Origin of the sequence: Embleya sp. NPDC050493, from assembly GCF_044458105.1 — a bacterium.
Classification (GTDB): domain Bacteria; phylum Actinomycetota; class Actinomycetes; order Streptomycetales; family Streptomycetaceae; genus Embleya.
This window is the reverse complement of sequence record NZ_JBITHP010000026.1, coordinates 116261-143224: the sequence shown is the minus strand read 5'-3', so window position 1 is coordinate 143224 and position 26964 is coordinate 116261. Positions and strand designations below refer to the sequence as shown.

General features: G+C 70.9%; 26 protein-coding genes. 15 read left to right on the top strand and 11 right to left on the bottom strand.

The window, feature by feature from the left end:
• Positions 1 to 18: 18 nt before the first annotated feature.
• Positions 19 to 531, top strand: a complete 513-nt coding sequence (locus ACIBM5_RS36450) for a DUF4186 domain-containing protein (protein ID WP_391586684.1) — start codon at positions 19 to 21, stop codon at positions 529 to 531.
• A 39-nt stretch (positions 532 to 570) separates the two neighbouring features.
• On the opposite strand, the gene ACIBM5_RS36445 is transcribed toward ACIBM5_RS36450, so the two are convergent.
• The 3 genes from ACIBM5_RS36445 to ACIBM5_RS36435 form a co-directional block, all read right to left on the bottom strand.
• Entirely contained in the window at positions 571 to 1566 is a 996-nt protein-coding gene (locus ACIBM5_RS36445; protein ID WP_396010994.1) for a fibronectin type III domain-containing protein, read from the bottom strand.
• A gap of 124 nt (positions 1567 to 1690) precedes the next feature.
• A complete protein-coding gene (locus tag ACIBM5_RS36440; protein WP_396010993.1) occupies positions 1691 to 1987 on the bottom strand; it encodes a multiprotein-bridging factor 1 family protein in 297 nt (98 codons plus the stop codon).
• Positions 1988 to 2104: 117 nt separating this feature from the next.
• Positions 2105 to 2572 carry a hypothetical protein gene (locus tag ACIBM5_RS36435; RefSeq protein ID WP_391586873.1) on the bottom strand — a complete coding sequence of 156 codons (468 nt, stop codon included), beginning with the start codon at positions 2570 to 2572 and terminating at the stop codon, positions 2105 to 2107.
• Between the two features lie 470 nt (positions 2573 to 3042).
• On the opposite strand from ACIBM5_RS36435, the gene ACIBM5_RS36430 reads away from it, so the two are divergent.
• The 3 genes from ACIBM5_RS36430 (at position 3043) to ACIBM5_RS36420 (ending at position 6035) form a co-directional block, all read left to right on the top strand.
• A complete protein-coding gene (locus ACIBM5_RS36430) occupies positions 3043 to 3891 on the top strand; it encodes a hypothetical protein (RefSeq protein WP_396010992.1) in 849 nt (282 codons plus the stop codon).
• Positions 3892 to 3967: 76 nt separating this feature from the next.
• Positions 3968 to 4756, top strand: a complete 789-nt coding sequence (locus ACIBM5_RS36425) for a hypothetical protein (protein ID WP_396010990.1) — start codon at positions 3968 to 3970, stop codon at positions 4754 to 4756.
• Between the two features lie 130 nt (positions 4757 to 4886).
• Positions 4887 to 6035: a cystathionine gamma-synthase gene (locus ACIBM5_RS36420; RefSeq protein ID WP_396010989.1), complete on the top strand. Its 1149-nt coding sequence runs from the start codon at positions 4887 to 4889 to the stop codon at positions 6033 to 6035.
• 160 nt (positions 6036 to 6195) lie between these two features.
• Here the strand turns inward: ACIBM5_RS36420 and ACIBM5_RS36415 are convergent, their stop codons facing one another.
• On the bottom strand, positions 6196 to 6909 hold the full coding sequence (locus ACIBM5_RS36415; RefSeq protein ID WP_396010988.1) for a hypothetical protein: 714 nt from the start codon (positions 6907 to 6909) through the stop codon (positions 6196 to 6198).
• Positions 6906 to 7409 (bottom strand): RNA polymerase subunit sigma-70, encoded by a 504-nt coding sequence (locus ACIBM5_RS36410; RefSeq protein ID WP_396010987.1) that lies wholly within the window; start codon positions 7407 to 7409, stop codon positions 6906 to 6908. Before ACIBM5_RS36410 ends, ACIBM5_RS36415 begins: the two co-directional genes overlap by 4 nt.
• A gap of 295 nt (positions 7410 to 7704) precedes the next feature.
• Here ACIBM5_RS36410 and ACIBM5_RS36405 point away from each other — a divergent pair, with 295 nt between their 5' ends.
• From ACIBM5_RS36405 to ACIBM5_RS36390, 4 genes are all read left to right on the top strand, one after another.
• Positions 7705 to 8202 carry a MarR family winged helix-turn-helix transcriptional regulator gene (locus tag ACIBM5_RS36405; protein WP_020556525.1) on the top strand — a complete coding sequence of 166 codons (498 nt, stop codon included), beginning with the start codon at positions 7705 to 7707 and terminating at the stop codon, positions 8200 to 8202.
• Between the two features lie 90 nt (positions 8203 to 8292).
• Positions 8293 to 9516 (top strand): threonine ammonia-lyase, encoded by a 1224-nt coding sequence (gene ilvA / locus ACIBM5_RS36400; protein ID WP_391586692.1) that lies wholly within the window; start codon positions 8293 to 8295, stop codon positions 9514 to 9516.
• 317 nt (positions 9517 to 9833) lie between these two features.
• Positions 9834 to 10868 (top strand): ATP-binding cassette domain-containing protein, encoded by a 1035-nt coding sequence (locus tag ACIBM5_RS36395; protein ID WP_396010986.1) that lies wholly within the window; start codon positions 9834 to 9836, stop codon positions 10866 to 10868.
• Positions 10868 to 11728 (top strand): ABC transporter permease, encoded by an 861-nt coding sequence (locus tag ACIBM5_RS36390; protein WP_391586694.1) that lies wholly within the window; start codon positions 10868 to 10870, stop codon positions 11726 to 11728. Before ACIBM5_RS36395 ends, ACIBM5_RS36390 begins: the two co-directional genes overlap by 1 nt.
• Before the next feature lie 85 nt (positions 11729 to 11813).
• Here ACIBM5_RS36390 and greA read toward each other — a convergent pair whose 3' ends face one another.
• Both greA and ACIBM5_RS36380 read right to left on the bottom strand, forming a co-directional pair.
• On the bottom strand, positions 11814 to 12311 hold the full coding sequence (gene greA / locus ACIBM5_RS36385; RefSeq protein WP_391586695.1) for a transcription elongation factor GreA: 498 nt from the start codon (positions 12309 to 12311) through the stop codon (positions 11814 to 11816).
• 262 nt (positions 12312 to 12573) lie between these two features.
• Positions 12574 to 12960, bottom strand: coding sequence for a DUF4307 domain-containing protein (locus ACIBM5_RS36380; protein WP_396010985.1), 387 nt, complete (start codon positions 12958 to 12960; stop codon positions 12574 to 12576).
• A gap of 170 nt (positions 12961 to 13130) precedes the next feature.
• Here ACIBM5_RS36380 and mca point away from each other — a divergent pair, with 170 nt between their 5' ends.
• The 3 genes from mca to ACIBM5_RS36365 all read left to right on the top strand — a co-directional run bounded on the left by mca (position 13131) and on the right by ACIBM5_RS36365 (position 16594).
• Positions 13131 to 13985 carry a mycothiol conjugate amidase Mca gene (mca, locus tag ACIBM5_RS36375; RefSeq protein WP_391586874.1) on the top strand — a complete coding sequence of 285 codons (855 nt, stop codon included), beginning with the start codon at positions 13131 to 13133 and terminating at the stop codon, positions 13983 to 13985.
• Positions 13986 to 14121: 136 nt separating this feature from the next.
• Positions 14122 to 14355: a hypothetical protein gene (locus ACIBM5_RS36370; protein WP_396010984.1), complete on the top strand. Its 234-nt coding sequence runs from the start codon at positions 14122 to 14124 to the stop codon at positions 14353 to 14355.
• A gap of 175 nt (positions 14356 to 14530) precedes the next feature.
• Complete coding sequence (locus ACIBM5_RS36365) at positions 14531 to 16594, top strand: thioredoxin domain-containing protein (protein WP_396010983.1); 2064 nt, start codon at positions 14531 to 14533, stop codon at positions 16592 to 16594.
• A gap of 59 nt (positions 16595 to 16653) precedes the next feature.
• Here the strand turns inward: ACIBM5_RS36365 and ACIBM5_RS36360 are convergent, their stop codons facing one another.
• From ACIBM5_RS36360 to ACIBM5_RS36350, 3 genes are all read right to left on the bottom strand, one after another.
• The gene (locus tag ACIBM5_RS36360; protein ID WP_396010982.1) at positions 16654 to 17283 is read right to left on the bottom strand and encodes a TetR family transcriptional regulator; all 630 of its coding nucleotides are present in this window, start codon (positions 17281 to 17283) and stop codon (positions 16654 to 16656) included.
• The gene (locus ACIBM5_RS36355) at positions 17255 to 18865 is read right to left on the bottom strand and encodes an MFS transporter (protein ID WP_396010981.1); all 1611 of its coding nucleotides are present in this window, start codon (positions 18863 to 18865) and stop codon (positions 17255 to 17257) included. The genes ACIBM5_RS36360 and ACIBM5_RS36355 overlap by 29 nt, the downstream gene beginning before the upstream one ends.
• Positions 18866 to 19027: 162 nt before the next feature.
• On the bottom strand, positions 19028 to 19693 hold the full coding sequence (locus tag ACIBM5_RS36350) for a hemolysin III family protein (RefSeq protein WP_396010979.1): 666 nt from the start codon (positions 19691 to 19693) through the stop codon (positions 19028 to 19030).
• Positions 19694 to 19938: 245 nt separating this feature from the next.
• Here ACIBM5_RS36350 and ACIBM5_RS36345 point away from each other — a divergent pair, with 245 nt between their 5' ends.
• The 4 genes from ACIBM5_RS36345 (at position 19939) to ACIBM5_RS36330 (ending at position 25627) form a co-directional block, all read left to right on the top strand.
• Positions 19939 to 21741 (top strand): phosphoenolpyruvate carboxykinase (GTP), encoded by a 1803-nt coding sequence (locus ACIBM5_RS36345; protein ID WP_391586704.1) that lies wholly within the window; start codon positions 19939 to 19941, stop codon positions 21739 to 21741.
• A gap of 226 nt (positions 21742 to 21967) precedes the next feature.
• Entirely contained in the window at positions 21968 to 22729 is a 762-nt protein-coding gene (locus ACIBM5_RS36340; RefSeq protein ID WP_360311901.1) for an isoprenyl transferase, read from the top strand.
• Between the two features lie 292 nt (positions 22730 to 23021).
• Positions 23022 to 24338, top strand: coding sequence for a PhoH family protein (locus ACIBM5_RS36335; protein WP_391586705.1), 1317 nt, complete (start codon positions 23022 to 23024; stop codon positions 24336 to 24338).
• A 566-nt stretch (positions 24339 to 24904) separates the two neighbouring features.
• Entirely contained in the window at positions 24905 to 25627 is a 723-nt protein-coding gene (locus tag ACIBM5_RS36330; protein WP_391586706.1) for a transglycosylase SLT domain-containing protein, read from the top strand.
• Positions 25628 to 25739: 112 nt separating this feature from the next.
• Here the strand turns inward: ACIBM5_RS36330 and ACIBM5_RS36325 are convergent, their stop codons facing one another.
• The gene (locus ACIBM5_RS36325) at positions 25740 to 26900 is read right to left on the bottom strand and encodes a steroid 3-ketoacyl-CoA thiolase (protein WP_396010978.1); all 1161 of its coding nucleotides are present in this window, start codon (positions 26898 to 26900) and stop codon (positions 25740 to 25742) included.
• Between the last annotated feature and the right edge of the window lie 64 nt (positions 26901 to 26964).

The window sequence follows — 26964 nt, the reverse complement described above, 5'->3', positions numbered from 1 at the left end:
GTTACCGTTGGAGGCGATATGACAACCAAGACCTCCAAGGGCGCCAGGCCCGAGCCGCTCGACGCCCGCCTGGACGCGATCGGCAAGCTCCCGTCCCGCGCCAAGTTCCACCTGCCCGGGCGGGAGCGCACGGTCGCCCTGACGCTGGGCGAATCCGGCGTGCGCTGGTACGCCTACGACCTGGTCGCGCGTCGCCTGGGTCCGGCGAAGCCCAGCAAGGAAGGCCGGCAGACCCCGTATCGCGGCCATCCGGTCTTCGTCGCCCAGCACGCCACCGGCACGTGCTGCCGAGGCTGCCTCGAAGAGTTGCACGCCATCCCCAAGGGCCGGCCGCTGGACAAGGCCGAGCTCAACTACGTCGTCAACGTCATCTGCCTGTGGCTGACCCGCGAGATCGGCCCGGTCGCCAAGCCGAGCGGTCGAGCGGCGCGCGCCCCGCGCTCGGCGATGCCGACCGTCCCGGAGAACCCGACGGGCTCCACCAGGTCCACTCGCGCGACCCGGGCGACCCGCGCGGCCCGCTCGCGCTGACGCCCTCCCCGCTCCCGGACCGGCTCCCGCGCCCTGTGCTCAGGAGCCGCCCGGTCCGGTCGGCGCCGGCGTCGCCGGATCCGGACCCGCGGGCGCGTCCGTCAGGGTCAGGTCGGCGGAGAAGGCGCCCCACTTGCCGTCCGGCAACTGGCCGCGAATCTTCAGCACATGCCCGGCCGGCGGCCGATCGCCCAGCGGAAGGCTGTATTGGGCCGGCCCGGGCGGCGGCGCCACGCCCCACATCACCGTGGTCAGGAACTTCCCGTCCAGGTACACCTCGTAGCTCGCGACGGTCCCGTCGACGTCCGGCGGCGTCCAGGTCAGGTCGACGTAGGTGCCGTCCACCGCGATCCGGGGCACCGCCCGCAGGTCGGTCGGCGCGGTGTCGCGACCGTCCCCGGTGCCCTGCTCGGTGACCACGGTCACGGCGTTGCTCTCCGGCGACTTGTTGTCCGCGGCGTCGCGGGCGGTGACGGTGAAGCTGTATTCGGTGCCCGGTCGCAGGCTGCCGACCACCGCCGTGGTCAGCCCCCCGGCGACGCTGTGCACCCGCACGCCGCCCTGCCAGATGTCGTAGGCGCTCACCCCCACGTCGTCCGTGGCGGCCTCCCAGGCCAGCGTCGCGCCGCCGGCCCCCCGGGCCTGCCCGCGCACGTTGCGCGGCGCGGTCGGGGGCACCCGCTCGCCCTGGGCCACGGACAACGTCGTGGCCGGCACCGAAACGCTCGCCGGCGACACGTTCCCGGCCCGGTCCCGCGCCCGCACCGAGAACGAGTACGCGGTCCCCGGGGCCAGGCCGCCGACGTCGACCATGTGCCGTCCGCCGGTCACGTCCAGCACCTTCGCGTCCCCGCGATACACCTCGAACACCGCGACGTCCGGGTCGGCACGCCACATCACGTGCACCGACACCGAACTCGACGCGAGCGCACTGACCTCACCGGGCACCGCCGGTGCCGTGGTGTCCCGCGTGTCCTCGGAACACCCCGCCAGCACAAGCGCAACGGCCAACCCCGACAAGCCGATCCAAGCCATCCGTCGCGCCACAATGCCTCTCTCCACCGAGAGCAATTGGTCTAGACATATATGGCACAGCACCCGCCCCACGACAAGACTCGGAACCATCACGACCCACATCCGGGGCCGACTCCGAACGCCGTCAGGCAGCCGTATGCGGCGCCAAGCGCACGATCAACTCGGCATCCAGCGCCTTCGCCAAGCGCTCCAGAACCTGGATGGTGGGCACGGTCCCACCCGCCTCGAAGCGTGCCACCGCCGACTGCGTCATCCCGGCCGCTTCGGCAAGGACGGCCTGCGTGAGCCCGTGCCGTTCACGCATCTCCCGGACGCTGCGCCCCAACTCGAACGAGATTCGAGCCGCCTCGTAGGCCTCCTCGGCACCGGCCTCCGCCATCCGCCGCGAGCGGATCTCCTGCCAGTCACTGCGCCCGGTCATGCCCTACTCCTCACCGTCGTCGGCTGTATGAGCCTGGTCGATGCATCGTCGCAGCGCGATCCTGGCGCGCTCGACCTCGCGCTTCTCGATCATCCGCGTCTTGCGGAACCTGTGGGGCTACTTGCTCAGGGTGTTGGCGCCCACGATGAACAGGCCGAGCAGCATGTCCACGCCGCCGACCCGGCAGGCCGCGGCCCAGCCTCGGCCGGCCACTCGGGCCGCCGACAGGCCCCAGCCGAACAGGGTGGCCGTGTTCAGGAGCAGCACCACCTCGATCGCGGACTCCTCGCCCCACCATCTCGCGTGCGCGCCGAGCAGGGCCGCCACCGTCGGCAACACCGCGGCCACCAGCGGCCACTCGGTCAGCACGGACCGTGCGGTGCTCGCGGCGACCGTGGTCGGGTCGGCGGTGCGGTGCGCGATGGCGTGCGCGTAGCCGTGCGCCGCGGCCGACGCCAGCGCCGCCAGCAGCACCCACACCGCGTCGTAGCCGGGATTGGGCGCCCCGCTGTCCTGCGCGAGGGCGGCGGCCATCGCACTGGCCAGCACCGTCCCGTAGACGCCGCCGAACAACAGTCGCTGCACGGGCTCGGCCCGCCGGCCGGGCGCGCTCGAGTCACCGGAGCCGCCGAAGCGGCTGGAGCCGCCGGAGCCGCCGAACAAGATCCCACCTCCCGACTCCCGAAGACGAGCAAATCATGTCATTCCGGAAGGCCGATCGAGGCGCGGGGGACGGGTTCGTCCGACCCGCGCCGCCTCCTCCACAAGATCGTGGACGACCGCATTCGGATCGCCGCCTGCCGATACCACCACGGCAAACAGCGCGGATCGCGCAAAGCGGTCCGCGGGCCCCCGAGGTGTCGCCCGCCGTTCGGACTTCCCATGAAACTCACACGGAACCCGCGTAGACACCGGCCAGGGCCGGACGCGGGCTCGGGCGGAGGGTGCGGACGGGGCCGAAACAAGCCCCGCAGTACGCGCGTTCGTGCCCGTGAGCGTGCGGCACCGGCTTCAATGGTGGTCGAGGCGACGTGTGCGGAATCGGGGGGCATTCCATGATGCGAGTGGTGGCGGCCGGGGCGGCCCTGATCGTGAGTGGCTCGCTCGTGGTCGGGTGTCAGGGCGGCTCGTCCAAGGGCGGCCCGTTCGGTCTGGGGGCGACCGATTCGCCCACCGCGAGCGCGAGTCGGGATCAGTCCACCGAGCCGCCTCCGCCGCCGTCGCCGGACCCGGTCACCGCCGAGCCGCCGGTGACCAGCGCTGCGCCGCCACCCACCACGACCACGCGCGCCGATGTCCCGCTCACCACCGCACAGGCCAAGACGCTGGTCTCGGCGGTCGCGCTGGTGCCCAAGGACTGGGGCCCGACCTACGTCCCCCAGGAGCTCAACTACGAGTACGGCGCCCTCGATCGGGTGATCACGGGCGCCGACTGCAAGCAGGTGGTCCAGGGCACCGTGCCGGGCGCCCTCGCGACCCTGGCGCGCTACGTGTACATCCCGGACGGCCAACCCAGCGCGGACAACCTCAGCAAGACGCTCGCGACGTCCTCCGCGACCGTGTACTCCAGCACCGCCGCGGCGCAGACCGACATGCGGATCGGCATCGCCGACGGGCGGCGCTGCCCGAACCAGGTGCTCGCCGGGAACGAGAAGTTGAACAACATCCAGGTCTTCGACCTGACCGTGCCGGGCATCGACGAGGTGCACGTGGCGCGCGCCCAGTGGTTCGGCAGGGGTGGCGGGCCGCCGTTCCAGTACGTGTGGGTGACGGCTCGGCAAGGCCAGATGGTGCTCACCGCCGCGGTGGTGGACCGGGGCGACAAGACCTTCGAGTCGGCCAAGGACCAGGCCATCGACGCGCTCGCCAAGATGGTGGTGCGTACTCGGACGCAACTGCGCTGACCCGACGCAGCCGGATCGATCGCGGCGCTACCACGCTGATTACCATGGGGCTTCACGCTCACGGGGGGTCATCGGCATGTACGGCAAAGGCAGAACGGCGGCTCGCGCGATCGGTCCGGTGCTCGGCATCCTGCTGCTCGCGGGCTGTGCCGACGGTGGTGACGATCCGTTCGCGATCGACCCGAACGCGGCGGCCACCGGCGCCGCCCCGGTGGCCAAGGGCCCCGGCCCGACCGCCACGGCCGGCCGCCCGACCGCCGATTCGGCACCGCCGAGCCGGACCCCGGAGCAGGCCCAGGCCCTGGCCGCGTCGCTCGCCCTCACCCCGGAGGACTGGGGGACCGGCTTCGTCAGGCAGAGCACCTACGAGTTCGCGGGCGAGACCTTCACGGACTACGCCGCCGACTGCACGCAGCGGACCGTGCCGCTGCCGCCGAGCCTCGTCGGCCAGTGGGTGCGCCAGGTGCAACTGCCGGGCGGCGCGCAGGCCACGGTGCTCCCCAGCGGCAGCACCGCCGTGCTCGTGCACACGGACGTGCGCGGCGCGCGCGAGCAGGTACGGAACGCGCACCAGGTGAAGGACCGCTGCCCGACCCGCACCTACCCGGACGGCACCCGGGCCAAGGACACCCCCGGCGCCGCGCAGCCCACCTTCGCCGAGGCGGACGAGGCGTTCGCCGAAGAGGGCCTGATGTACCCCAAGGACGGCGGCGAACCGTACCCGTACGTCGTGGTGACGGTGCGCAAGGACACGGTCGTGATGTCCTCCTACTTCAGCGCCCCCGACGCCGCTCGCCTGTCCGAGGTACGCGACCGCACCACCCAGGCGGCCCGCCTGATGCTGGACCGGCTGGTGCGGAAGTAGCCGCGCCGGAGGTGCTGTCCGGCCCGTCCGCCCGTGCGGAGCCGGCGGGCCGCGGATCGGCCGGGCCCGACGCGCGTCCCGGCCGGCGACGCGTGAGCGCCCGCCCGCTCGGGCGACTAACGTTTCGGTCATGACCCAATCGCACGGCTTTGAGACTCTGGCGATCCATGCCGGGCAGGAACCCGACCCGCTGACCGGGGCCGTGGTTCCGCCGATCTACCAGGTGTCCACGTACAAGCAGGACGGCGTCGGCGGGCTGCGCGGCGGCTACGAGTACAGCCGCTCCGGCAACCCGACCCGTACCGCGCTGGAGGAGTGCATCGCGGCCCTGGAGGACGGCACCAGGGCACTGACCTTCGCGTCCGGCCTGGCCGCCGAGGACTGCCTGCTGCGCTCCCTGTGCGCACCCGGCGACCACGCGGTGATCCCGGACGACGCCTACGGCGGCACCTATCGGCTGTTCGCGAAGGTCGCCTCCCGGTGGGGCATCGAGTACACCCCCGCGCACGCCGGCGACCTCGACGCGGTACGTGCCGCGATCCGGCCGGGCGTGACCCGGCTCGTGTGGTGCGAGACGCCGAGCAACCCGCTGCTCGGCGTCGCGGACATCGCCGCGCTGGCGAGCGTCGCGCACGACGCGGGCGCGCTCCTGGTGGTGGACAACACGTTCGCCTCGCCCTACCTCCAACAGCCGCTCACCCTGGGCGCCGACGTCGTCGTGCACTCGACGACGAAGTACATGGGCGGGCACTCCGACGTCATCGGCGGCGCGCTCGTGGTCGACGATGCCGCGCTGGCCGCCGAGTTGGTGTTCCACCAGAACGCGATGGGCGCGGTGCCCGCGCCGTTCGACGCGTGGCTGACGCTGCGCGGCCTGAAGACCCTCGGGGTCCGGATGGACCGGCACTGCGCGAACGCCGAGCGCGTCGTGGAGCTGCTGTCCCGGCACCCGCGGGTGAGCGAGGTGCTGTATCCCGGGCTGCCCGGGCACCCGGGGCACGACGTCGCGGTCAAGCAGATGAAGGCGTTCGGCGGCATGGTGTCGTTCCGGGTGAACGGTGGCGAGGAGGCCGCCGTACAGGTGTGCAACCGGACCGAGTTGTTCATCCTGGGCGAGTCGCTCGGCGGCGTCGAGTCGCTGATCGAGCACCCGGGCCGGATGACCCACGCGTCGGCGGCCGGCTCGCCGCTGGAGGTGCCCGGCGACCTGGTCCGGCTGTCCGTGGGCATCGAGTCCGCCGACGACCTGCTGGCGGACCTGGAACAGGCGCTGGCCTGAGGTCCTCGCGGCCGGCGCCGGACCGGCCCGGCCGGTGTCCGCGGACACCGGCCGGGCCGAGAGCTCGTCCGGCGCTCGACGCGAGCCGCAGCAACCGAAGGCCGCCTCCGGGCCCGGCCCGGCCGATTCCGACGGGTCGCGCCGTCGGCCCGCACAGGTCCTAGCGGGTCGTCCCCGTGCACGGCGAGCACGCCGTCACCAGGTTGCCCGCCTCGTCGAAGACGGTGATCGAGACCGGGGTCTCGGTGCTGAAGGCCCACAGGTAGGCGACGCCAGGCAGGCCGGGCGGGCGGTCCAGGCGCATCTGTCGGGCGCCCGTCGCCTCGCGCAGTTCGCCGCGTACCGCCGGGGCGGGCATGCTCTGGCCGACCAGGATCGCGACCACCAGGCGCTGCCCGGTCGGCGCGTACACGCCCGGGTCCAGGGTCGCGGTGTCCAGCCTGCCGGGGGCCGGCAGGAAGTGGCAGGTCGGTGCGCTCGACTCGGTCGACTCGCTCGGCTCGGCCGCGCTGCCCAGACACCACGACGAAGAGTGCTCGGGACCCGCGTAGCCGATCCACGCCGAACCGCCGAGCCCGACGTCGGTGCGCAGCCGAGGCGGCTCGATGTTCTCGATCGGCCACAGCGGTGTCGGGTCCGACGGTGCCGGTGGCAGCCCGCCTCCGCCACCGGTCGCGGGCGTGGCCAGCCACACCCCGCCGATCACCGCGCCGGCCAGCAGGCCCGAGCCGATCACGTGCCGCAGTCGGTGCAGGTACGCCCGCCGGCGTACCCGCCGGGCCAGGTTCGCGGGCAGTGGCCGATAGGGGAACTCCGGCGGCTCGGGTATCTCCTCCGGTTCCGCCGCCCCGGGCGTCGGCGCCGTCACGCTCATCGGATCGATCCCGCGCTCGGGACCGGTTCCGCGCTCGGGACCGGCCGCGGCCTCGCGGGCGACAACGCGTCGCCGGCCAGCACCTCGGCCATCCCGCGCCGCCACGCACCGGCCACCGTCTCGATCGGCAACCCCAGCGCCTCGGCGGCGTCGTACTCGTCCAGGCGGGCGTACAGCCGCAGCACCACGGCGGCCCGCTCGACCCGGCCGAGTCGGTCCAGGGTGGCGAACGGCTCGTCCCCGCCCGGAGGTTCGCCCCGCCGGCCGCGTGGGCCCGGCCGCCACGGGTCCAGGTATCCGGTCATCAGCGCACGCCACGCGGTGCGGACCGGATCCTGGCCGGGCGACCTGCTCCAGCGCACGCACGCCTGCGCCAGGGCCCGCTCGACCCGGCGCTCGGCGCGTTGTCGGTCGCCGGTGAGCAGGTCGGCGGCCTGCAGGAGTTGAGTGCCGACGGTGTGGACGAAGAGATCGAACTCGCGAGCATCGCGCCTGTGCACGGTCCCTCCCGCAGGTCTGCCGAGCGGATGCCCTGGGGCCGGCCCGTTGCCGTCGCCGCTCTCTGTGTTGCTGCCCCACACCTGTTCGGGTAGTCGCGTATCGCGACATGTCGCCCCTTGCCACTTGTCACCCTCGGCATACCGCACCGACCGGCCACCACGGCACCACCCTCCGTTGCCGTCACGGTAAAACGCGCGACCCCCGAAGCGGGGTGGAATCGACCGGTCGGGCCCGCCGATCCCGGTCCGCGCAATATCCTTCGGAGCACCACATCCGATCGACGAACGAGCGGCGATGACACCGGACCAGGCCCATGACGACCCCACCGGCTCTGCCGACCCGCTCTACGACCGCCTGCAGCACGAGGTGGCGTTGTTCGCGCGCCGTGCCGAGCAGACCCGGCTCGGTGCCGTCGGCGAACTGCGCAACTCCATGGACCGTGCGGCCTACCTGCTGCTCGGCCGGCTCGAAACGGGCGGGCCGATGGGCGTCAAGGCACTCGCGCAGGCGATGACGATCGACTCGTCCACGGTGACCCGGCAGGTCACCCCGTTGGTCGAACAGGGCCTGGTGGATCGGGTGCCCAATCCCGACGACGGCCGCGCCGTGCTGCTCGAACTCTCCGCCGAGGGCCGGGATCGGCTGCACCAGGTCCGGCACGCCCGGCAGCGCCTGATGGCGGAGATCTGTGCCGGGTGGAGCCTGGACGACCGCGAGCGGTTCACCGAGTTGCTCACCCGGTTCAACGCCTCGATGGAGCGTCGACAGAGCCGCAACCCGGCCGGTTCCTGAACCCCGGGGCGGGCGGGGCAACTCTCGGGACTCCCGGGGCGGTAGGAGACCCGGCATATCCGCACGGGCGGTTGGTGCGACACTCGGCGTATGAGCAGCCCTGCCCCGGCCACGGTGACCCTGCACGACATCCGGATCGCGCGAAAGATGCTGGAAAGCGTCGTTCGCGAGACACCGATCAGGTCGTGTCGGGCGCTGACCGACCGCGTCGGCACGCCGGTCCATCTCAAGTGCGAGAACCTCCAGCGCACCGGGTCCTTCAAGATTCGCGGCGCGTACGTGCGGATCGCGGGTCTGTCCGAGGCCGAGCGCGCTCGGGGCGTGGTCGCGGCGAGCGCCGGCAACCACGCCCAGGGGGTCGCGCTCGCGGCCCGCACCCTGGGCGTCGCGTCCACGGTGTTCATGCCGGCCGGTGCGCCGCTGCCCAAGGTGGCCGCGACCCGCTCGTACGGCGCCGAGGTGATCCTGGGCGGCGACAACGTCGAGCACGCGCTCGCCGCCGCGCGCGCGTACGCGGACGAGACCGGGGCGGTGTTCATCCACCCGTTCGACCACCGCGACGTGGTGGCCGGCCAGGGCACCGTCGGCCTGGAGATCCTGGAGCAGTGCCCCGAGGTCAAGACCATCCTGGTGGGCACCGGCGGTGGTGGCCTGCTGGCCGGAATCGCGGTCGCGGTCAAGGCGATTCGGCCCGACGTCAAGGTGATCGGCGTGCAGGCGGCGTCCGCCGCCGCGTACCCGCCCTCGCTCGCCGCCGGTGCACCGGTGTCGCTGCCCTCGTTCGGCACGATGGCCGACGGAATCGCGGTCGGCCGCCCCGGCGAGGTCCCGTTCGCGCTGATCCGCGAGCACGCCGACGGCATCCGCACGGTCGGCGAGGAGTCCCTGTCGCAGGCCCTGCTGCTGTGCATGGAGCGGGCCAAGTTGGTGGTCGAGCCCGCCGGCGCCGCGTCGGTGGCGGCGCTGCTGGAGACCGGTGAGCCGATCGAGGGGCCGGTGGTGGCGGTGCTGTCCGGCGGCAACGTGGACCCGCTGCTGATGCTTCGGGTACTCCGGCACGGTCTGGCCTCGGCCGGGCGTTACCTGTCGCTGCGCGTGCGCATTCCCGACAGCCCGGGCGCGCTGGCCACCCTGCTGGGGCGGTTGGCGGAGACCGACGCCAACATCGCGGCGGTCTCGCACGTGCGCACCGACGCGACGCTGCGGGTCGGCGAGGCGGACGTGGACCTGCAATTGGAGACCAAGGGCCGCAGCCACTGCGCGGCCGTGGTCGAAGCGCTCTACGGCGCGGGGTACACGGTCGGCAAGAGCTAGGCCGTGTCCGGGGCCGTGCCTGCGGGCATGGGCCCGGAGGCCGCCGAAAGGCGGGCGGCAGGGCGGCTACCGGAGCGGTTGTCGGTGCGGTGTGCTTGGCTGGGCGACCAAGCCATGTCCCACGGAGGACGCGGCCGAGAGGCAACCGGGGCCGTCGACGTACGAACGGGCGGTTCCCGGAGCGCCGCCGACCGGACACGAAGAGTTACGCTTCCGGAGAAAAGCGGTCGCATGCTCGGTGCGTTGGGCGCATGGTGGATGTCTGAATCGATCGGCCCGCCCCCATGTCCCATCCGCACGAGGAGTGATCCACCGACATGCAGGAAGCGATCGTCGCCGAAGGTCTGGTCAAGACCTTCGGCTCGGTCCGAGCACTCGACGGCGTGGACGTGAGCGTGCCCACCGGCACCGTCCTGGGCCTGCTCGGACCGAACGGCGCAGGCAAGACCACATGCGTACGTGTGCTGACCACACTGCTCGAACCCGATTCCGGGCGAGCCGTGGTGGCCGGTCACGACGTGCTCAAGAATCCCGACGCGGTCCGCCGCTCGATCGGCCTGTCCGGCCAGTTCGCAGCCGTGGACGAGTACCTGACCGGCCGGGAGAACCTGCGGATGGTCGGCGAGCTGTACCAGCTCAGCGGTCGCGACGCCAAGCGTCGGGCCGACGAACTGCTCTCCCAGTTCGACCTGTCCGAGGCGGGCGACCGGCCCGCCAAGACCTATTCGGGCGGCATGCGCCGCCGGCTCGACCTGGCCGCGGCACTCGTGGTGAGTCCTCCGGTGATGTTCATGGACGAGCCGACCACCGGCCTCGACCCGCGCAACCGGATGGCGCTGTGGCGGGTGATCGAGGAACTCGTCGCGGGCGGCACCACGTTGCTGCTGACCACGCAGTACCTGGAGGAGGCCGACCACCTCGCGCACGACATCGCCGTGGTCGACCACGGCAAGGTGATCGCGCGCGGCACCGCCGACGAGCTCAAGGCCAAGGTCGGCGGCGAGCGGGTCGAGGTGGTCGTGCACGACCAGGCGCGGCTGGCCGACGCGAGCGAGATGCTCACCTCGTTCGGCAAGGGCGAGTTGGGCGTGGTCAAGCTCCAGCGGCGGATCACCGTCCCGGTCACCGGCGGCGCCAAGCTGCTCGCCGAGATCATTCGCGAACTCGACGCGCGGGGCATCGAGATAGACGACATCGGGCTGCGCCGGCCCACCCTGGACGACGTGTTCATCGCGCTCACCGGCCATGCGACGGAGTCCGAGATCGGCGACGGCGGCAGCGGCGACGACGATGACGAGAATCCGAGCGAAGGCGGTCCGCAGCGCGACCGTGTCGAGGCGGTGAAGCAGTGATGGCCGTGCTGACCAAGACTTCCGTGGGTACGCCCACAGCCCGCAGCGACGTGGGGCGCTCGATCCACGATTCCCTGGTCATCGCCCGCAGGAATCTGATCCGGATGACCAGGATCCCGGAGATGATCCTCTTCGGGGTCATTCAGCCGGTGATGTTCGTCGTGCTGTTCACATACGTCTTCGGCGGCTCGATGAAGGTCGGCGGCAGCACCGATTCGGACGTCTACAAGAACTTCCTGATGGCGGGCATCTTCGCGCAGACCGTCACGTTCGCCACCGCGGGATCGGCCGCCGGCATCGCGGACGACATGCAGAAGGGGCTCATCGACCGGTTCCGCTCGCTTCCCATGGCGCGTGGCGCCGTGCTGACCGGCCGTACGGTTGCCGACCTCGTCCAGACGGCCATCACGATGCTCGTCCTGGCGATCGTCGCGCTGATCGTGGGCTGGCGCACCGGTTCCGCCGACTCGACCACCGCCGGAAGGGTGATGGCCGGCTTCGGCCTGCTCCTCCTTCTGGGATACGCGTTCACCTGGATCGGGGCACTGATCGGTCTGTCCGTACGAACCCCGGAGGCGGCCACCTCGGGCGGGATCATCTGGCTGTTCCCGGTCACGTTCATTTCGAACGCCTTCGTGGACTCCAGCCAGATGACGCCGTGGGTGCGGCACATCGCCGAGTGGAACCCGTTCAGCGCGACGGTGCAGGCGGCCCGAGTGTTGTTCGGCAATCCGGGCGTCGTGCAGTCCGACGCCTGGCCCATGCAACACCCGGTGTGGGCCTCGCTGATCTGGTCCGCTCTGATCATCGTGACCTTCCGCGCGCTGGCGGTCCGCAAGTACCTCCGGGCGACCGGCTGATCAAGGTTCGTCGAGCGAGCGGCGAGCGAAACGCAAGCGGCCCGGCCCCCAGTCACGGGGGATCCGGGCCGCTTCGGGTCGTTGCTCAGCCCTTGTAGGGCTTGGCCGCCAGGACCTCGACACTGGTGCTCTTGCCGTTCGGCAGCGCGAACGTGGCCTTGTGGCCGACCGACTTGCCGTTGATCGCCTTGCCCAGCGGCGACTGCGGCGAGTAGACGTCCACGTCGCTCACGGCGTCCTCGCGCGAGCCGAGCAGGAAGGTCGTGGGCTCGTCGTGGTCGCCGTTGAAGATGACGGTGACGACCATGCCGGGCTCGACCACGCCGTCGTCCGCGGGGGCCTCGCCCACCTTGGCGTTCTGCAGCAGGCCGATGAGCTGGCGGATGCGCAGCTCCTGCTTGCCCTGCTCCTCCTTGGCCGCGTGGTAGCCCGCGTTCTCCTTGAGGTCGCCCTCCTGGCGGGCCTCTTCGATCTTCACGGCGATTTCGGCACGGGCGGGACCCGACAGGTGTTCCAGCTCGGCCTTGAGCCGGTCGTACGCCTCCTGGGTGAGCCAGGTGACGCTTTCGCTGGTCTGGGTCACGGGGTGCTCCTCGTAGGTCTGCGACAGGGGTTGCGTACACGGTGCGTACGAAAGAGGTACACGCGACCCGACCGGCCGTCGGGGCGGGCCCGGGCGGCACGGAGAGGTGTCACATATACCAGCGCCCCCTCACCGTCCGCGGTGTGAACACCTCGGGTCGTGAGGGGACGAAGCTTCGAGAGTAACAATCTCCCGACGTCTCGGGCAGTCACGCACACCCGGGCGACTCGGGAGGCCGATCCGCGATCGGCGCGACCGTCGGTCAGCCGACGGTGTGACAATCCTCCAGCTCGGCGGTGTTGGGTCGACCCGCCGTCTGGAGCGTCTCGGTGCGCTCGATGTGCTTGTCGCCCTTGGCGAAGCGCAGTTGGCGGCGGCCCACCTCGGCGCCGCCCTCGTCGCGCGAGCGCAGTACGCAGACGGCTTCCTTGTCGGCGTCCTTGCGGATCTCCACCCGGACCTCCACCGAGGAATCCGAGACGACCCTGAAGCTCGGAATAGACCCGCGCACGCCGGGGTTCGCCACATCGAGGCCGATCCACACCGTCCCGGCCACGAGCACGACCATGAAGACCGCGAAGGCGATCCGCAGCTTGCGGTCGTTTCGGGTGGCGCCCTTGCCGTAACGGGTGACGGGCGTTGCGCTCACCGGGTCTCCTGCGGGACGGGCCCGGGTTTGCGCCCGAGCGAGATCTATCGGCCACTATATGTCCGGTGCAAGAGCGGCCCTCGACAGGTCCCGGCGGTACGACCCGGCGGCTGGGACACGGGGCACGGATGAGGAGCGACGTTCCGGTGAGTGACGATCGGCTGAGGCTGATGGCGGTGCACGCGCACCCCGACGACGAGTCGAGCAAGGGCGCGGCCACCATGGCGCGCTATGTCGCCGAGGGGGCCGAGGTCCTCGTCGCGACCTGTACCGGCGGCGAACGCGGCTCGGTGCTCAACCCCGCTCTCCAGGGCAACCCGGAGATCGAGGCGAACATCCACGAGGTGCGCCGCAAGGAGATGGACGCGGCACGCGAGATCCTCGGCGTGCAGCAGGCGTGGCTGGGCTGGGAGGACTCGGGGCTGCCCGAGGGGGACCCGCTGCCGCCGCTCCCGGACGGCTGCTTCGCGGTGCTCGACGTGGACAAGGCGGCCGAGCCGCTGGTCCGGCTGATCCGCGAGTTCCGTCCGCACGTGATCACCACGTACGACGAGAACGGCGGCTACCCGCACCCCGACCACATCCAGACGCACAAGATCACCATGGTGGCCTTCGACGCGGCGGGCGATCCGGACGCGTACCCGGACTCCGGCGAGCCGTGGCAGCCGCTGAAGCTGTACTACAACCAGGGCATCTCCCGGGCCCGGATCGAGGCCCTGCACGAGGGCATGCTCAGCCGCGGTCTGGAGTCGCCGTACGGCGAGTGGCTGGAGCGCTGGGGCGACCGCGACGAGCGGGACATCACCACGCGCATCCCGTGCGCCGACTGGTTCGAGACCCGCGACCGGGCGCTGATCGCACACGCCACCCAGGTGGACCCGGACGGCTTCTGGTTCCGGGTGCCGATCTCGGTGCAGCGCGAGGTGTGGCCGACCGAGGACTACGAACTGGTCCGCTCGCTGGTGGACACCGACCTGCCGGAGGACGACCTGTTCGCGGGCGTCCGGGTGGGCGTGCGGCGCTAGCCGGTGCCTCGGGGACGACCCGGGACGACGCGAAAGAGGGCCCGGAGAACATCTCTCCGGGCCCTCGGTGCGTACGTCCCGCCGATCGGATGTCACTCTTGTTCACAAGGGGTTCCGATCCAGGAGGTAGTTCGTCATGACACCGCTCGCGCTCCAGCTCGCGGTCGAGGAGAGCAAGGTCACGCCCGGCCTGCTCGGGTTCGTGGTCGTCGCCGCGATCGCCGTCGCCACCTGGTTCCTGATCAAGTCGATGAACAAGCAGCTCAAGCGGGTGGACGCCAACCAGAGCAACTGGCCGACCGACACCCCGCGCCCCTCCCGCGCAGCCCGGGAGATGCCGAAGGACACCGAGGACACCCCCGGTACCTGACCGGCCCGCCGGCGGCGTAGGTCGCCGGAATCGGACCGGCAAGTCCGGATTCGACCCTCTCGTGCCCGGCACCGCCGGGCCGAGCCGGCCGGATGGCGGCCCCGCCCGCCGCATGCGATCGACCCCCGGGAGGGGCCTCCCGGGATTTCCGGAGCCGGCGCGCGAGGATGGCCCCATGCCGAATCGTCTCGCTGGGTCCACATCGCCGTACCTCCTCCAACACGTCGACAACCCGGTCGACTGGTGGCCGTGGGGTGAGGAGGCGTTTGCCGAGGCCCGCCGCCGTGATGTCCCGATCCTGCTCAGCGTCGGGTACAGCGCGTGCCACTGGTGCCACGTGATGGCCCACGAGTCCTTCGAGGACGAGGCCACCGCCGCGATCGTCAACGCGAACTTCGTCGCGATCAAGGTCGACCGCGAGGAACGCCCGGACGTGGACGCGGTCTACATGGAGGCCACGGTCGCGATGAACCACGGCCAGGGCGGCTGGCCGATGACCGTGTTCGCCACGCCCGACGGGGAGCCGTTCTACTGCGGCACCTACTACCCGAGCGAGGCCCGCCGCGGGATGCCCTCGTTCCGGCAGGTGATGTACGAGATCAACAAGGCCTGGGTCGACCGCAACGACGAGGTGCGCCGCACCGGCCTCCAGGTCGCCGCCTCCCTGGCCGCCCCGCGCGACCTGCACACCGGCGGCGAGACGCCGACCGCCGAGGATCTGGACGCGGCGCTGACCCTGCTCGCGCGCGAGTACGACGGCGTGCACGGCGGGTTCGGCGCCGCGCCCAAGTTCCCGCCGTCGATGGTGCTGGAGTTCCTGCTGCGCCACCACGCCCGGACCGAGTCCGAGGCGGCCCTGGAGATCGCCCAGGAGACCTGCGAGGCGATGGCCCGGGGCGGCATCTACGACCAACTCGGCGGCGGCTTCGCCCGCTACTCGGTGGATGCCGCGTGGGTGGTGCCGCACTTCGAGAAGATGCTCTACGACAACGCCCAGTTGATCCGGGTGTACACCCACCTGTGGCGGGCCACCGGAAGCGAGTTCGCCCGAAGGATCGCGCTGGAGACGGCCGACTTCGTGGTGCGCGAACTGCGCACCCCCGAGGGCGCGTTCGCCTCCGCGCTGGACGCGGACAGCCTGGACGCGCAGGGCCGCTCGGTCGAGGGCGCGTTCTACGCCTGGACCCGGGCGCAGTTGATCGAGGTGCTCGGCGAACAGGACGGCGCGTGGGCGGCCGACGTGTTCGCGGTGACCGAGGAGGGCACCTTCGAGCACGGCATGTCCGTCCTGCAACTGCTCGACGACCCCGAGGACATCGAGCGACTGACCGACGTACGGGCGAAGTTGCTGGCCGCGCGCGCGGAGCGGGCCCGGCCGGGCCGGGACGACAAGGTGGTGGCCGCCTGGAACGGGCTGGCCATCGCGGCGCTGGCCGAGGCCGGCACCCTGTTCTCCCGCCCCGACCTGCTGGAGGCCGCACTCGCGGCGGCCGACCTGCTGCTCGCGGTGCACCTGGGCGGCGACGAGGACGACGAACTCGGCGACCGGCTGGTGCGCACCTCGCGCGACGGCCGACCCGGGCCGAACGCGGGCGTCCTGGAGGACTACGCGGACGTGGCCGAGGGTTTCCTCGCGCTGTACGCGGTGACCTCGGACGATGCGTGGCTGACCTTCGCCGGCGTGCTCGTGGACGTGGTGCTGGGGCACTTCGTGGACGAGGACGGCGCGCTGTACGACACCGCGGACGACGCGGAGGAGCTGTTCCGTCGGCCGCAGGACCCCACCGACGGGGTCACCCCGTCCGGCTGGACCGGTGCCGCCGGCGCCCTGCTCGGCTACGCGGCGCACCTGGGCTCGGAGGACCACCGCGAGGCCGCCGGCCGCGCGCTCGGCCTGGTCCGGGTGCTGGCGGACCGGGCCCCGCGGCAGATCGGCTGGGGCCTGGCGGTCGCCGAGGCGTGGTTGGACGGGCCGCGCGAGATCGCCGTGGTCGGCCCGCGCGACGACGACGCGACCTGGGCGCTCTACCTGACCGCGCTGATGTCCACCGCCCCCGGCGCGGTGGTCGCGATGGGCGACCCGGCCGAGGAGTCGCCGGTGCCGCTGCTGCGCGACCGACCGCTGGTGGGCGGCCGACCGGCGGCGTACGTGTGTCGGCACTTCACGTGCGACGCGCCGGTGACCGATCCGGAGCACCTGGCCGCACAGGTCCTGGCCAAGGCGGTGGCCCGAGCCTGAGCCCGGCGTCCCGACGCCCCGGCGCTCCCGCGCCGCGACCCCCCGCGCCCGATCCGGGGTCACGGGTTGTCGCGCAGCCCCTTTTCCAGCACCATCAGGGCCTGGTCGACCAGTTCGACCAGGTCCCCGGTGCAGCCGTGCCGGGTCCAGTGGAAGACCGCCTCGGAGATCGCCGCGTTGATCGAGGCGGCGGCGACCCGCAATTCGAGGTCGTCCGGCGAGCGTCCCGTTCGCTCGGCGAACGTTTCGGAGATCAGGGTCCAGCTCTGCATCTGCTGCTCGTGGGTGCGCCGGCGCAACGCCGGGACGTTGTGCACCAGCGTCATCCGGGTGACCATCTCTTCACGCTCCTCGCGAAGGATCTCGCGCAGGGCGTCCAACACACCGGTGCGCACCACCCGGATCATGCTCGCGTCCTTGGGCGCGGCCCGCAGGATCCGTACCAGGAGGGGGTCGTACTCGTCGGTGAGTACGAGGTCCTCCTTGGTCGGGAAGTAGCGGAAGAACGTGCTGGGCGAGATCTCCGCGGCCTCGGCGATCCGGTCGACGGTGGTCGCGTCGTAGCCGTGCTCGCGAAAGAGCCGATAGGCCTCCCGGCGGATCGCCTGGCGGGTCTTGATCTTCTTGCGCTCGCGCAGCCCCACGGGCGAGCCGGGCAGGTCAGGGATGGAGGGCTCCTTCGCGGTCATGCCCCGATTCTCCCGGTCCGGCGGGGGCCGGCGCAGGCCGAGGGTCGGCGGCGGTGCGGCGGGGCAGGAAGGCGGCCACCGCGACGGCGACGGCCAACGACGCGACGCCGCAGATCAGCAGGCTCAGGTCCATACCGTGCACGAACGCGTCCCGGGCCGAGTCGAGCAGCGCCGGGTCGCCGCTGCGGCCCGCCGCCTCGACCGCGCCGCCGATCGAGTCGCGTGCGGTGTCGGCGACCTCGTCCGGGCGCCCGCTGGTGTCGATCCGGTCCAGGTACGCGGATGCGAGCACGCTGCCCAGGATCGCCACCCCCAGCGCGCCCGCCACCTGACGCAGGGTCTGCACCAGGGCCGACCCCATCCCGGCGCGCTCCGGCGCCAGGTTGGCCATCACCGCGTCCATCGCGGGCACCATCGAGAGTCCCAGCCCCAGGCCGCTCACGGCCAGCCAGGCGGCCGTCCACGCGTACCCGTCGTGCACCGATCCGCTCGCCCCCGTCAACAGCCCGCCGCCGAGCACGAACAGGCCGGTCGGGATGACCACCTTGTAGCCCAGCCGGGGCACGAGCTTGTCGCTGGCCAGGGCGGTCACGAACAACCCGCCGAGCAACGGCAGCAGCCGCAGACCGGTCCCGAGTGCGTTGTGTCCGTCCACGCCCTGGAACCGCTGCGGGACCACGAACAGGACGCCCGCCATGGCGAAGGACGGCACCAGGGCGGCGACCGTGCCCCACAGGAAGTTGCGGTCGCGGAACAGCCCGAAGTCGATCATCGGGTTCCGGGCCCTGCTCTCGCGCACCGCCACGCTCGCGATGAGCAGTGCCGCGGCGCCGAACAGGGCGAGCACGCGCGCGTCGGCCCAGCCCCATTCGGGCGCCTCGATCAGCGCGAAGATCAGCGTGGTCAGCCCCGCGACGACCAGGACGGTGACCGCGACGTCCACCCTGGGGGCGTCGGCCGAGCGCGACACCGGGAGCAGGAACCCGCACACGAGCAGGGCCAGCCCGACCATCGGGATGTTGATCAGGAACACCGAACCCCACCAGAAGTGCTCCAGCAGCAGCCCGCCCAGGATCGGCCCGAGCGGGATGCCCAGAGCCGTGCTCGCGGCCCAGACCGAGATCGCCTTGCCGCGCTCGGCGGCCGGGAAGAGCGAGGGCAGGATGGACAACGACAGCGGCATGATGAACGCCCCGCCGACGCCCATCAGCGCGCGCGCCGCGATCACCCCCTCGACCGAGCCGACCAGCGCGCCGACCACCGAGCCGACGCCGAATATCGCGAGCCCCACCAGCAGGAAGAGCCGCCGGCCGTAGCGGTCGCCGATCAGTCCGGCCGGGAGCATCAGCGCCGCGAACACCACGATGTACGAGTCGGCGATCCACTGGAGGTCGCCCGTGCTCGCGCCGAGCTGTGCGCTCATCGTCGGCATCGCCACGTTGATGATCGTGGTGTCCAGGCCGACCACCAGGAGTCCGACCACCAGCGCGCCCAGCGCCCACCACCGCCTCGGGTCGAGTGGGCCGTCCGCCTCGTTCACCCGGTTCGGCTCCTGCTTCGTTGCATCCACGACAGTCCCCATCTATTGGTTGCCTCTGCCTTGTGACAGTAGCTCTCAAAATCGGCCGACTGTCAAAATCTTCGGCAAAGAGCAGCCCAAGCTCGGGGGAAAACCCGGAAAAGCCCGAAGGCCCGCAACTCCGAATGGAGCGGCGGGCCTTCGGGCCGATGAGCGAGGGGGAGATCAGTCCACGGCCACCAGGGCGACGGCGATGAAGTGGCTCGCGAACGCGAGCAGAGTGAAGGCGTGGAAGACCTCGTGGAAGCCGAACCACTGCGGCGAGGGGTTGGGCCGCTTGATCCCGTAGACCACCGCGCCGAGGCTGTAGAGCACGCCGCCGACGATCACCAGGACCACCACCGCGACGCCGCCCTCGCGCATGAACTCGGGCAGGTAGAACACCGCGGCCCAGCCCAGCGCGACATAGATCGGGGTGTAGAGCCAGCGCGGTGCGCCGATCCAGAAGACCCGGAAACCGATCCCGGCGAGTGCCCCGATCCACACCACCCACAGCAGGATTTGATCGCTTTTGCCCAACAATAGGATGGTCAGCGGGGTGTAGGTGCCCGCGATGATCAGGAAGATGTTGGCGTGATCCAGCCTGCGCAACACCGCCTCACCGCGCGGTCCCCAGTTGCCTCGGTGGTAGACCCCGGACGTGCCGAAGAGCATCGCCGCGGTGACCGCGAACACGCTGCACGCGATGCGGGATTTGGTATCCGCGGCCAGGGCGACCAGGACGATGCCGGAGGCCACGGCGAGGGGAAATGTCCCCGCGTGGATCCATCCGCGCAGCTTGGGTTTGATGGGCGTCAAGGGCGCCGTCAAGGCGTGCGCGTCCACACTCATGTCGCCGAGTGTACTTACGCCTACGTAGGTTACTGACAGGTACGAAGTGAGACGCATCACGGGAGATCTTGTCCCGGAGGGGCGCGAAACCGCACGTCTTTGGGGTTTTCGGTCCGGTACGGGGCACAACTTCCAGGTGGGGCCCTGTCCCGGGCGGTTCCAAGCCCGGCCGACCGGATAAAATCCCCGCAACCCTCAACCCCGACGCCGGGGACTCGCCGTCCCAGGCGCGAAATGGAGCGATCGTGGCCAACGAGGTCCCGACGAAACACAGGCAGCTGCTCGACTGGGTGAGCGAGATCGCCCGGCTGACTCAGCCCGACCGGATCGAATGGTGTGACGGTTCGGACGAGGAGTACCAGCGCCTCGCCGACCTCCTCGTCGACAAGGGCACCTTCCGCAAGCTCGACGAGAACAAGCGCCCCAACAGCTACTACGCGACCTCCGACCCTCGGGATGTCGCGCGCGTCGAGGACCGGACCTTCATCTGCTCCGAGAAGGAGGAGGACGCGGGTCCGACCAACAACTGGATAGCCCCGGCCGAGATGCGCACCAAGCTCGGCGGCCTGTTCGCCGGCTCGATGCGTGGCCGCACGATGTATGTGGTGCCGTTCTGCATGGGGCCGATCGGCTCGTCGCTGGCCGCCTACGGGGTCGAGATCACCGACTCCGCCTACGTCGCGGTCTCGATGCGCACGATGACCCGAATGGGCCAAGCGGTGCTGGACTTCCTGGGCACCGACGGCGAGTTCGTCAAGGCCGTGCACACCGTCGGGGCCCCGCTCGCCGAGGGCGAGGCGGACGTGCCGTGGCCGTGCAACAGCGAGAAGTACATCACGCACTTCCCCGAGGACCGGGAGATCTGGTCCTACGGTTCGGGCTACGGCGGCAACGCCCTGCTCGGCAAGAAGTGCTACGCGCTCCGGATCGCGTCGGTCATGGCGCGCGACGAGGGCTGGATGGCCGAGCACATGCTGATCCTGAAGCTCACGCCTCCCTCGGGCGCCGAGCCGAAGTTCATCGCCGCCGCCTTCCCCTCCGCGTGTGGCAAGACCAACCTCGCGATGCTCCAGCCGACCATTCCGGGCTGGAAGGTGGAGACCGTCGGCGACGACATCGCGTGGATGCGGTTCGGCGAGGACGGCCGGCTGTACGCGATCAACCCCGAGGCGGGCTTCTTCGGTGTCGCGCCGGGCACCGGTGAGCACACCAACGCCAACGCGATGAAGACCATGTGGGGCAACTCGGTCTTCACCAACGTCGCGCTCACCGACGACAACGACGTCTGGTGGGAGGGCATGACGGAGGACAAGCCCGCGCACCTGATCGACTGGAAGGGCAACGACTGGACTCCCGAGTCGGAGACCCCCGCCGCCCACCCCAACGCGCGCTTCACCGTCCCGGCCGCACAGTGCCCGACGATCGCGCCCGAGTGGGAGGACCCGAAGGGTGTGCCGATCTCGGCCATCCTCTTCGGTGGTCGGCGGGCCAGTGCGGTGCCGCTGGTGACCGAGTCCTTCGACTGGCAGCACGGTGTCTTCCTGGGCGCGAACGTCGCCTCGGAGAAGACCGCCGCCGCCGAGGGCACGGTCGGCGAGCTGCGTCGCGACCCGTTCGCCATGCTGCCGTTCTGCGGTTACAACATGGGCGACTACATGGCGCACTGGCTGGACATCGGCCAGGCCACCTCGGCGGACAAGCTGCCGAAGATCTACTACGTGAACTGGTTCCGCAAGGACGCGGACGGCAAGTTCGTCTGGCCGGGCTTCGGCGAGAACAGCCGGGTGCTCAAGTGGATCGTCGAGCGCCTGGAAGGGCTCGCCGACGGGGTGGACTCCCCGATCGGCGTACTGCCGACGCGTGAATCCCTGGACCTCAAGGGCCTGGACCTCACCGACGCGGAGCTGGACCTGCTCCTGACCGTGGACCGGGAGATCTGGAAGCAGGAGGCCGCGCTGGTCCCCGAGCACCTGGAGAAGTTCGGTTCGCACACCCCGCAGGGCCTGTGGGACGAGTACAACAAGCTGGTCTCGCGACTCGACGGCTGAAGCTGACTCGACGTCAAAATACCGGTACGCTCCGGGCCCGGCGGGATCCCTCCCGCCGGGCCCTCGGCGTTCGGAAAGCCATCCTCGGACGAGCGCGCGACACGCCGTCCGCGAGCCGACCTTCACCGCATCTTCACGCCCGCCCTCCGCCACGTGACGTCGAGCGGGTGTCGGACGGGAGTAGGGTTTTCGGCGCGGGTGATCACGGACGGAGGAGCAGGTGGACATGGGCCTGCGGGACCTCGCATACGGCGCATACGGCAAGCGCATCGAGGCGTCGCTCGACCGTACGGTGATACCGCGTCACGTCGGCGTCATCCTGGACGGCAACCGCCGCTGGGCGAAGGCGTACGGCGAACAGGTCGCCGAGGGCCACCGCAAGGGTGCCGACAAGATCCACGAGCTGCTCACCTGGTGTGAAGAGGTCGGTGTCGAGGTGGTCACGCTGTGGCTGCTGTCCACCGACAACCTCAATCGGCCACCGGAAGAACTGGCCGATCTGATGGTGATCATCGAGAATGCGGTCACCGACCTGGCCGCCGCGCGCCGCTGGCGGGTGCACCCGGTCGGCGCACTGGACCTGCTGCCCGAACACACCCGCGAGGTGCTCAAGCGCTCCGAGACCGAGACTGCGGACCTGACCGGCGTGTTCGTCAACGTCGCGGTCGGCTACGGCGGCCGGCACGAGATCGCCGACGCGGTCCGCTCGCTGCTCGTGGAGCATGCCGGCAAGGGCACCTCGATCGAGGAACTGGCCGAGGTGCTGGACGTCGAGCACATCGCCGAGCACCTGTACACCCGCGGCCAGCCCGACCCGGACCTGGTCATCCGAACGTCGGGTGAACAGCGGCTGTCCGGTTTCCTGTTGTGGCAGAGCGCACATTCGGAGTTCTACTTCTGCGAGGCCTTCTGGCCGGACTTCCGCAAGGTCGATTTTCTCCGGGCCCTGCGCGACTACTCCGCCCGACACCGCCGCTACGGGGCCTGACGCCTCGTCACCGCTCCTGCTCACGGCGGGGTTTCCATCGGCATGTGATCATCCGTTTTGTGTTGACCGTGCCCCGGACGGGAATAACCCCGTCGGGCCGGCGCACATCCATGTGGGCCGGTGCGATATGTGGGTGACACCCCGTCACCTGCCCGGGAGGCCCTTCCGTGCACTACATGCTCCACAGTTCACGGCGACAGGAGGGCCGGGCACCCGGCCTTCGGGCCGGGGCCCGGACTCCGAGCGATCAGGGCGCACGGTGCGCGTGCCCTGAGAGGGGGCGAGGCACTCCGTGGCCACGATCCAACGCCGTGCTCCGCAGCACCGGACGTATGTCCTCGACACCAGCGTGCTCCTTGCCGATCCGTCGGCGCTCTTGAAGTTCGACGAGCACGAGGTGGTTCTGCCCGTCGTCGTGATCACCGAGTTGGAGGCCAAACGGCACCACCCGGAACTGGGCTACTTCGCCCGACACGCGCTGCGGATGCTGGACGAACTTCGCACGCAGTACGGGCGGCTGGACGCCCCGGTGCCGATCGGGGACTCCGGCGGCACCCTGCGGGTGGAGCTCAATCACATCGACGCGACCGTGCTCCCGCCCGGATTCCGGCTGGGGGACAACGACTCGCGGATCCTGGCGGTGGCCAGGCACCTCATGGCCGAGGGACACGATGTGACGCTGGTGTCCAAGGACGTGCCGATGCGGGTCAAGGCCTCCGCGGTGGGGCTGAGCGCGGAGGAGTACCGCGCCGAACTGGTGAACACCTCGGGCTGGACCGGGATGGCCGAACTCACCGTCGACTCGGCGGACATCGACGCCCTGTTCGAGCACGATCGCACCCACATCGAGCAGGCCGCCGACCTGCCCTGTCACACCGGACTGGTGCTGGTCTCCGAGCGCGGCAAGGCGCTCGGTCGGGTCACCGCGGACAAGCAGGTCCGGCTGGTGCGCGGCGACCGGGACGTGTTCGGCCTGCACGGGCGCAGTGCCGAGCAGCGGATAGCGCTGGATCTGCTGCTCGACCCGGACATCGGCATCGTGTCGATGGGCGGCCGGGCGGGCACCGGCAAGTCGGCGCTGGCGATGTGCGCCGGTCTGGAGGCGGTGTTGGAGCGCAACCAGCACCGCAAGGTGATGGTCTTCCGTCCTCTCTACGCGGTCGGCGGTCAGGAGCTCGGCTACCTGCCCGGCACCGAGAACGAGAAGATGAGCCCCTGGGCCCAGGCGGTCTTCGACACGCTGTCGGCGGTCACCACGTCCGACGTGATCGAGGAGGTCGTCGCGCGCGGGATGTTGGAGGTCCTGCCGCTCACCCACATTCGCGGCCGGTCGTTGCACGACGCGTTCGTGATCGTGGACGAGGCACAGTCGCTGGAGCGCAATGTGCTGCTGACCGTGCTGTCGCGGATCGGCAGCAACTCGCGGGTGGTGCTCACCCACGATGTCGCGCAGCGGGACAACCTGCGCGTCGGTCGACACGACGGCGTGGTCGCGGTGGTGGAAAAGCTCAAGGGGCATCCGCTGTTCGCGCACGTGACGCTCACCCGGTCCGAACGGTCGCCGATCGCGGCCCTGGTGACCGAGATGTTGGAGGACCTGCCGGGCTGACGGATGCCCGGTGAGGGGCCCACGGGAAATCGATCGACCCGGCCCCGCCGGCGAACGCCTCGACTGCTTCGAGACGTTCCCGGCGGGGCCTTCCCGTGGGCGCTTGCGTGTCCCGGCGCGTGCGGGTTTCCGCTTCGCGCCTCCGGGCCCGCACGCCGGCGCCACCGCGCCTCCCCGCCCCGGTGCTCGCGCCCCCGTGCCCCGTGTCTTCGCGCCCGCGGGTTTCCGCGCCGGTGGCGCCCCGCGCACGTGTCCGCATATTCCGGGTGGAAACGGGCTGAGGCCGAAAGGAAAAGGCTTCGCGTTTCCGGGAGTTGTGATGTTCGCCACGCCTTCGAAAATTGCTTCCGAATGTTTGGCTGAGGCAGGCTGCTGGACTTGTAAGACCCTCGCGTACAGCGCTGCCCGACAACTCGACACTTGACCTGCTGTACGCCGCCCACACACGCACCGAGGAATCAGTTCGGTGCGCGGGCCGAAATGCTCCCTCGGGGAGCATGGGGAGACCGGGGGTGGGACTCGTACGCCGCTTCGACCGCGGTGCGCGCCTGTCGGAAGGAACGTGTGTGAGCCGGATCTCGGTTCGGGGGATAGCCGTGGCATCCGCCACCGCTGTCACGGCCGTTGGCGCCGTCGTCGGATTCAGTGGAACGGGCGTTTCCGCGTCCGCCGACGCCCAGACGGTAGACGAAGCGAGCACCACGAAGCTTCTCGAGGTTCCTGCCGCCCCCCAGGCGCAGCAACTGAGCACCGGGATCACCCAGCAGGCAGACGCGCAGACCGCCGCCTACGACGAGGCGCAGCGTGTGCAGGCCGAAGAGGCCGCCCGGGTCAAGGCCGAGCGCGACGCGGCCGAGAAGGCCGCCGCGGAGAAGGCCGCGGCCGACAAGGCCGCAGCGGACAAGGCCGCCGAGGAGAAGGCGGCCGCCGACCGCAAGGCCGCCCAGGAACGTGCGGCGCGCTCCGACAACCGCGGCGCCGTGGAGAAGGTGTCGGCGTCCGCCGCCGACGCCCAGGCGATCGCCAAGTCGATGATGAGCTCGACCCAGTACACGTGCTTCAGCAACATCGTCGAGCGGGAGAGCGGCTGGCGGGTCAACGCCACCAACGCCTCCTCCGGCGCGTACGGTCTGGTACAGGCGCTGCCCGCGAGCAAGATGGCCTCGGCCGGCGCGGACTGGCGGACCAACCCCGCGACCCAGATCAAGTGGGGCCTGAGCTACATGAACGAGCGCTACGGCAGCCCGTGCCAGGCGTGGACGTTCTGGCAGAGCCACCACTGGTACTGAGTCGACCGCGAGTCACGTGACTCGCCCTCGAACCTGATCGAGCCCCGTACGCCGAACGGCGTACGGGGCTCGATCGTGTTCGCTGCCTTCGTGTTCGGCGCTTTCTTTCCGGTCAGATCCGCTCGATGATCGTGCCGGACGCGTTGGCGCCGCCCGCGCACATCGTCACGAGAGCGAACTGCTTGTCGGTGCGCTCCAGTTCGTAGAGCGCGGTGGTCAGCAGCCGGCCGCCGGTGGAGCCGACCGGGTGGCCGAGGGCGATCGCGCCGCCGTTGACGTTGACCCGGTCCAGGTCGGCCTTCTGCACCTGGGCCCAGGAGAGCACGACGGACGCGAACGCCTCGTTGACCTCGAACAGGTCGATGTCGGACATCGACATCCCGGAGCGGGCGAACAGCCGCTCGGTCGCGTCGTTCGGGCCGTCCAGGTGGTAGTGCGGGTCGGCGCCGACCATCGCCTGCGCGACGATCCGCGCGCGCGGACGCAGGCCGAGCGCACGCGCCTTGTCCTCGTCCATGATCAGCAGTGCCGCGGCACCGTCGGAGATCTGCGACGAGTTGCCGGCGGTGTGGATGCCGTCGGGCAGGACCGGCTTGAGCCGGGTCAGGCTCTCGATCGTGGTGTCGCGCAGGCCCTGGTCGCGGTCGACCAGCACGGTCTCGCCGGTGGGCTTGCCCTCGGCGTCCAGTACGGGGGCCTCGACCGGCACCACCTGCGAGGTGAACCGGCCCTCGTCCCACGCGCGTTTGGCGTTGGCCTGCGAGCGCACACCCAGGGCGTCCACGTCGGCGCGGGTGATGCCGCGGTTGCGGGCGATCCGCTCCGCGGCGGTGAACTGGTCGGGCAGGTCGATCGCCCAGTCCTCCGGCTTGGACTTCTGGCCGGGCTTGGCGGTGTGCCCGAGCGGGTTGCGGCTCATCGACTCGATGCCGCATGCAACTCCCGCATCGATGGCCCCGGTCGCGATCAGTCCGGCGATCAGGTGCACCGACTGCTGGGCGGAGCCGCACTGGCAGTCGATCGTGGTGCCGCCGGTGCGATGCGGCAGGCCGGCGTACAACCACGCGTGCTTGACGATGTCGCCGGACTGCTCGCCGGCCTGGGTGACACAGCCGCCGATCACCTGGTCCACCAGTTCGGGGTCGATCCCGGCCCGCTCGATCAGCCCGCGCTGGACGGCCGACAACAACTGCACCGGGTGCAGGCCGGCGAGCCGGCCGTTGCGCTTGCCGATGGGGGTGCGCACGGCTTCGACGATGACGGGGTTGCCCATGGGGTCGCTCCTAGCGAGTCCTGAGTGGCCGGTCCTCGGGGCCGGGCCACGGATGGCGACGCAT

Bases quoted from the DNA above. Each gene is read 5' to 3' on its own strand.
- ilvA (WP_391586692.1), top strand. From the start codon at position 8,293: ATGAGCAGCCCTGCCCCGGCCACGGTGACCCTGCACGACATCCGGATC.
- ACIBM5_RS36325 (WP_396010978.1), bottom strand. From the start codon at position 26,900: ATGGGCAACCCCGTCATCGTCGAAGCCGTGCGCACCCCCATCGGCAAG.
- ACIBM5_RS36365 (WP_396010983.1), top strand. From the start codon at position 14,531: ATGCCGAATCGTCTCGCTGGGTCCACATCGCCGTACCTCCTCCAACAC.
- ACIBM5_RS36350 (WP_396010979.1), bottom strand. From the start codon at position 19,693: ATGAGTGTGGACGCGCACGCCTTGACGGCGCCCTTGACGCCCATCAAA.
- ACIBM5_RS36430 (WP_396010992.1), top strand. From the start codon at position 3,043: ATGATGCGAGTGGTGGCGGCCGGGGCGGCCCTGATCGTGAGTGGCTCG.
- ACIBM5_RS36445 (WP_396010994.1), bottom strand. From the start codon at position 1,566: ATGGCTTGGATCGGCTTGTCGGGGTTGGCCGTTGCGCTTGTGCTGGCG.
- ACIBM5_RS36370 (WP_396010984.1), top strand. From the start codon at position 14,122: ATGACACCGCTCGCGCTCCAGCTCGCGGTCGAGGAGAGCAAGGTCACG.
- ACIBM5_RS36405 (WP_020556525.1), top strand. From the start codon at position 7,705: ATGACACCGGACCAGGCCCATGACGACCCCACCGGCTCTGCCGACCCG.
- ACIBM5_RS36450 (WP_391586684.1), top strand. From the start codon at position 19: ATGACAACCAAGACCTCCAAGGGCGCCAGGCCCGAGCCGCTCGACGCC.
- ACIBM5_RS36415 (WP_396010988.1), bottom strand. From the start codon at position 6,909: ATGAGCGTGACGGCGCCGACGCCCGGGGCGGCGGAACCGGAGGAGATA.
- ACIBM5_RS36355 (WP_396010981.1), bottom strand. From the start codon at position 18,865: ATGGGGACTGTCGTGGATGCAACGAAGCAGGAGCCGAACCGGGTGAAC.
- ACIBM5_RS36425 (WP_396010990.1), top strand. From the start codon at position 3,968: ATGTACGGCAAAGGCAGAACGGCGGCTCGCGCGATCGGTCCGGTGCTC.
- ACIBM5_RS36340 (WP_360311901.1), top strand. From the start codon at position 21,968: ATGGGCCTGCGGGACCTCGCATACGGCGCATACGGCAAGCGCATCGAG.
- ACIBM5_RS36390 (WP_391586694.1), top strand. From the start codon at position 10,868: ATGGCCGTGCTGACCAAGACTTCCGTGGGTACGCCCACAGCCCGCAGC.
- ACIBM5_RS36440 (WP_396010993.1), bottom strand. From the start codon at position 1,987: ATGACCGGGCGCAGTGACTGGCAGGAGATCCGCTCGCGGCGGATGGCG.
- ACIBM5_RS36360 (WP_396010982.1), bottom strand. From the start codon at position 17,283: ATGACCGCGAAGGAGCCCTCCATCCCTGACCTGCCCGGCTCGCCCGTG.
- mca (WP_391586874.1), top strand. From the start codon at position 13,131: ATGGCGGTGCACGCGCACCCCGACGACGAGTCGAGCAAGGGCGCGGCC.
- ACIBM5_RS36420 (WP_396010989.1), top strand. From the start codon at position 4,887: ATGACCCAATCGCACGGCTTTGAGACTCTGGCGATCCATGCCGGGCAG.
- ACIBM5_RS36395 (WP_396010986.1), top strand. From the start codon at position 9,834: ATGCAGGAAGCGATCGTCGCCGAAGGTCTGGTCAAGACCTTCGGCTCG.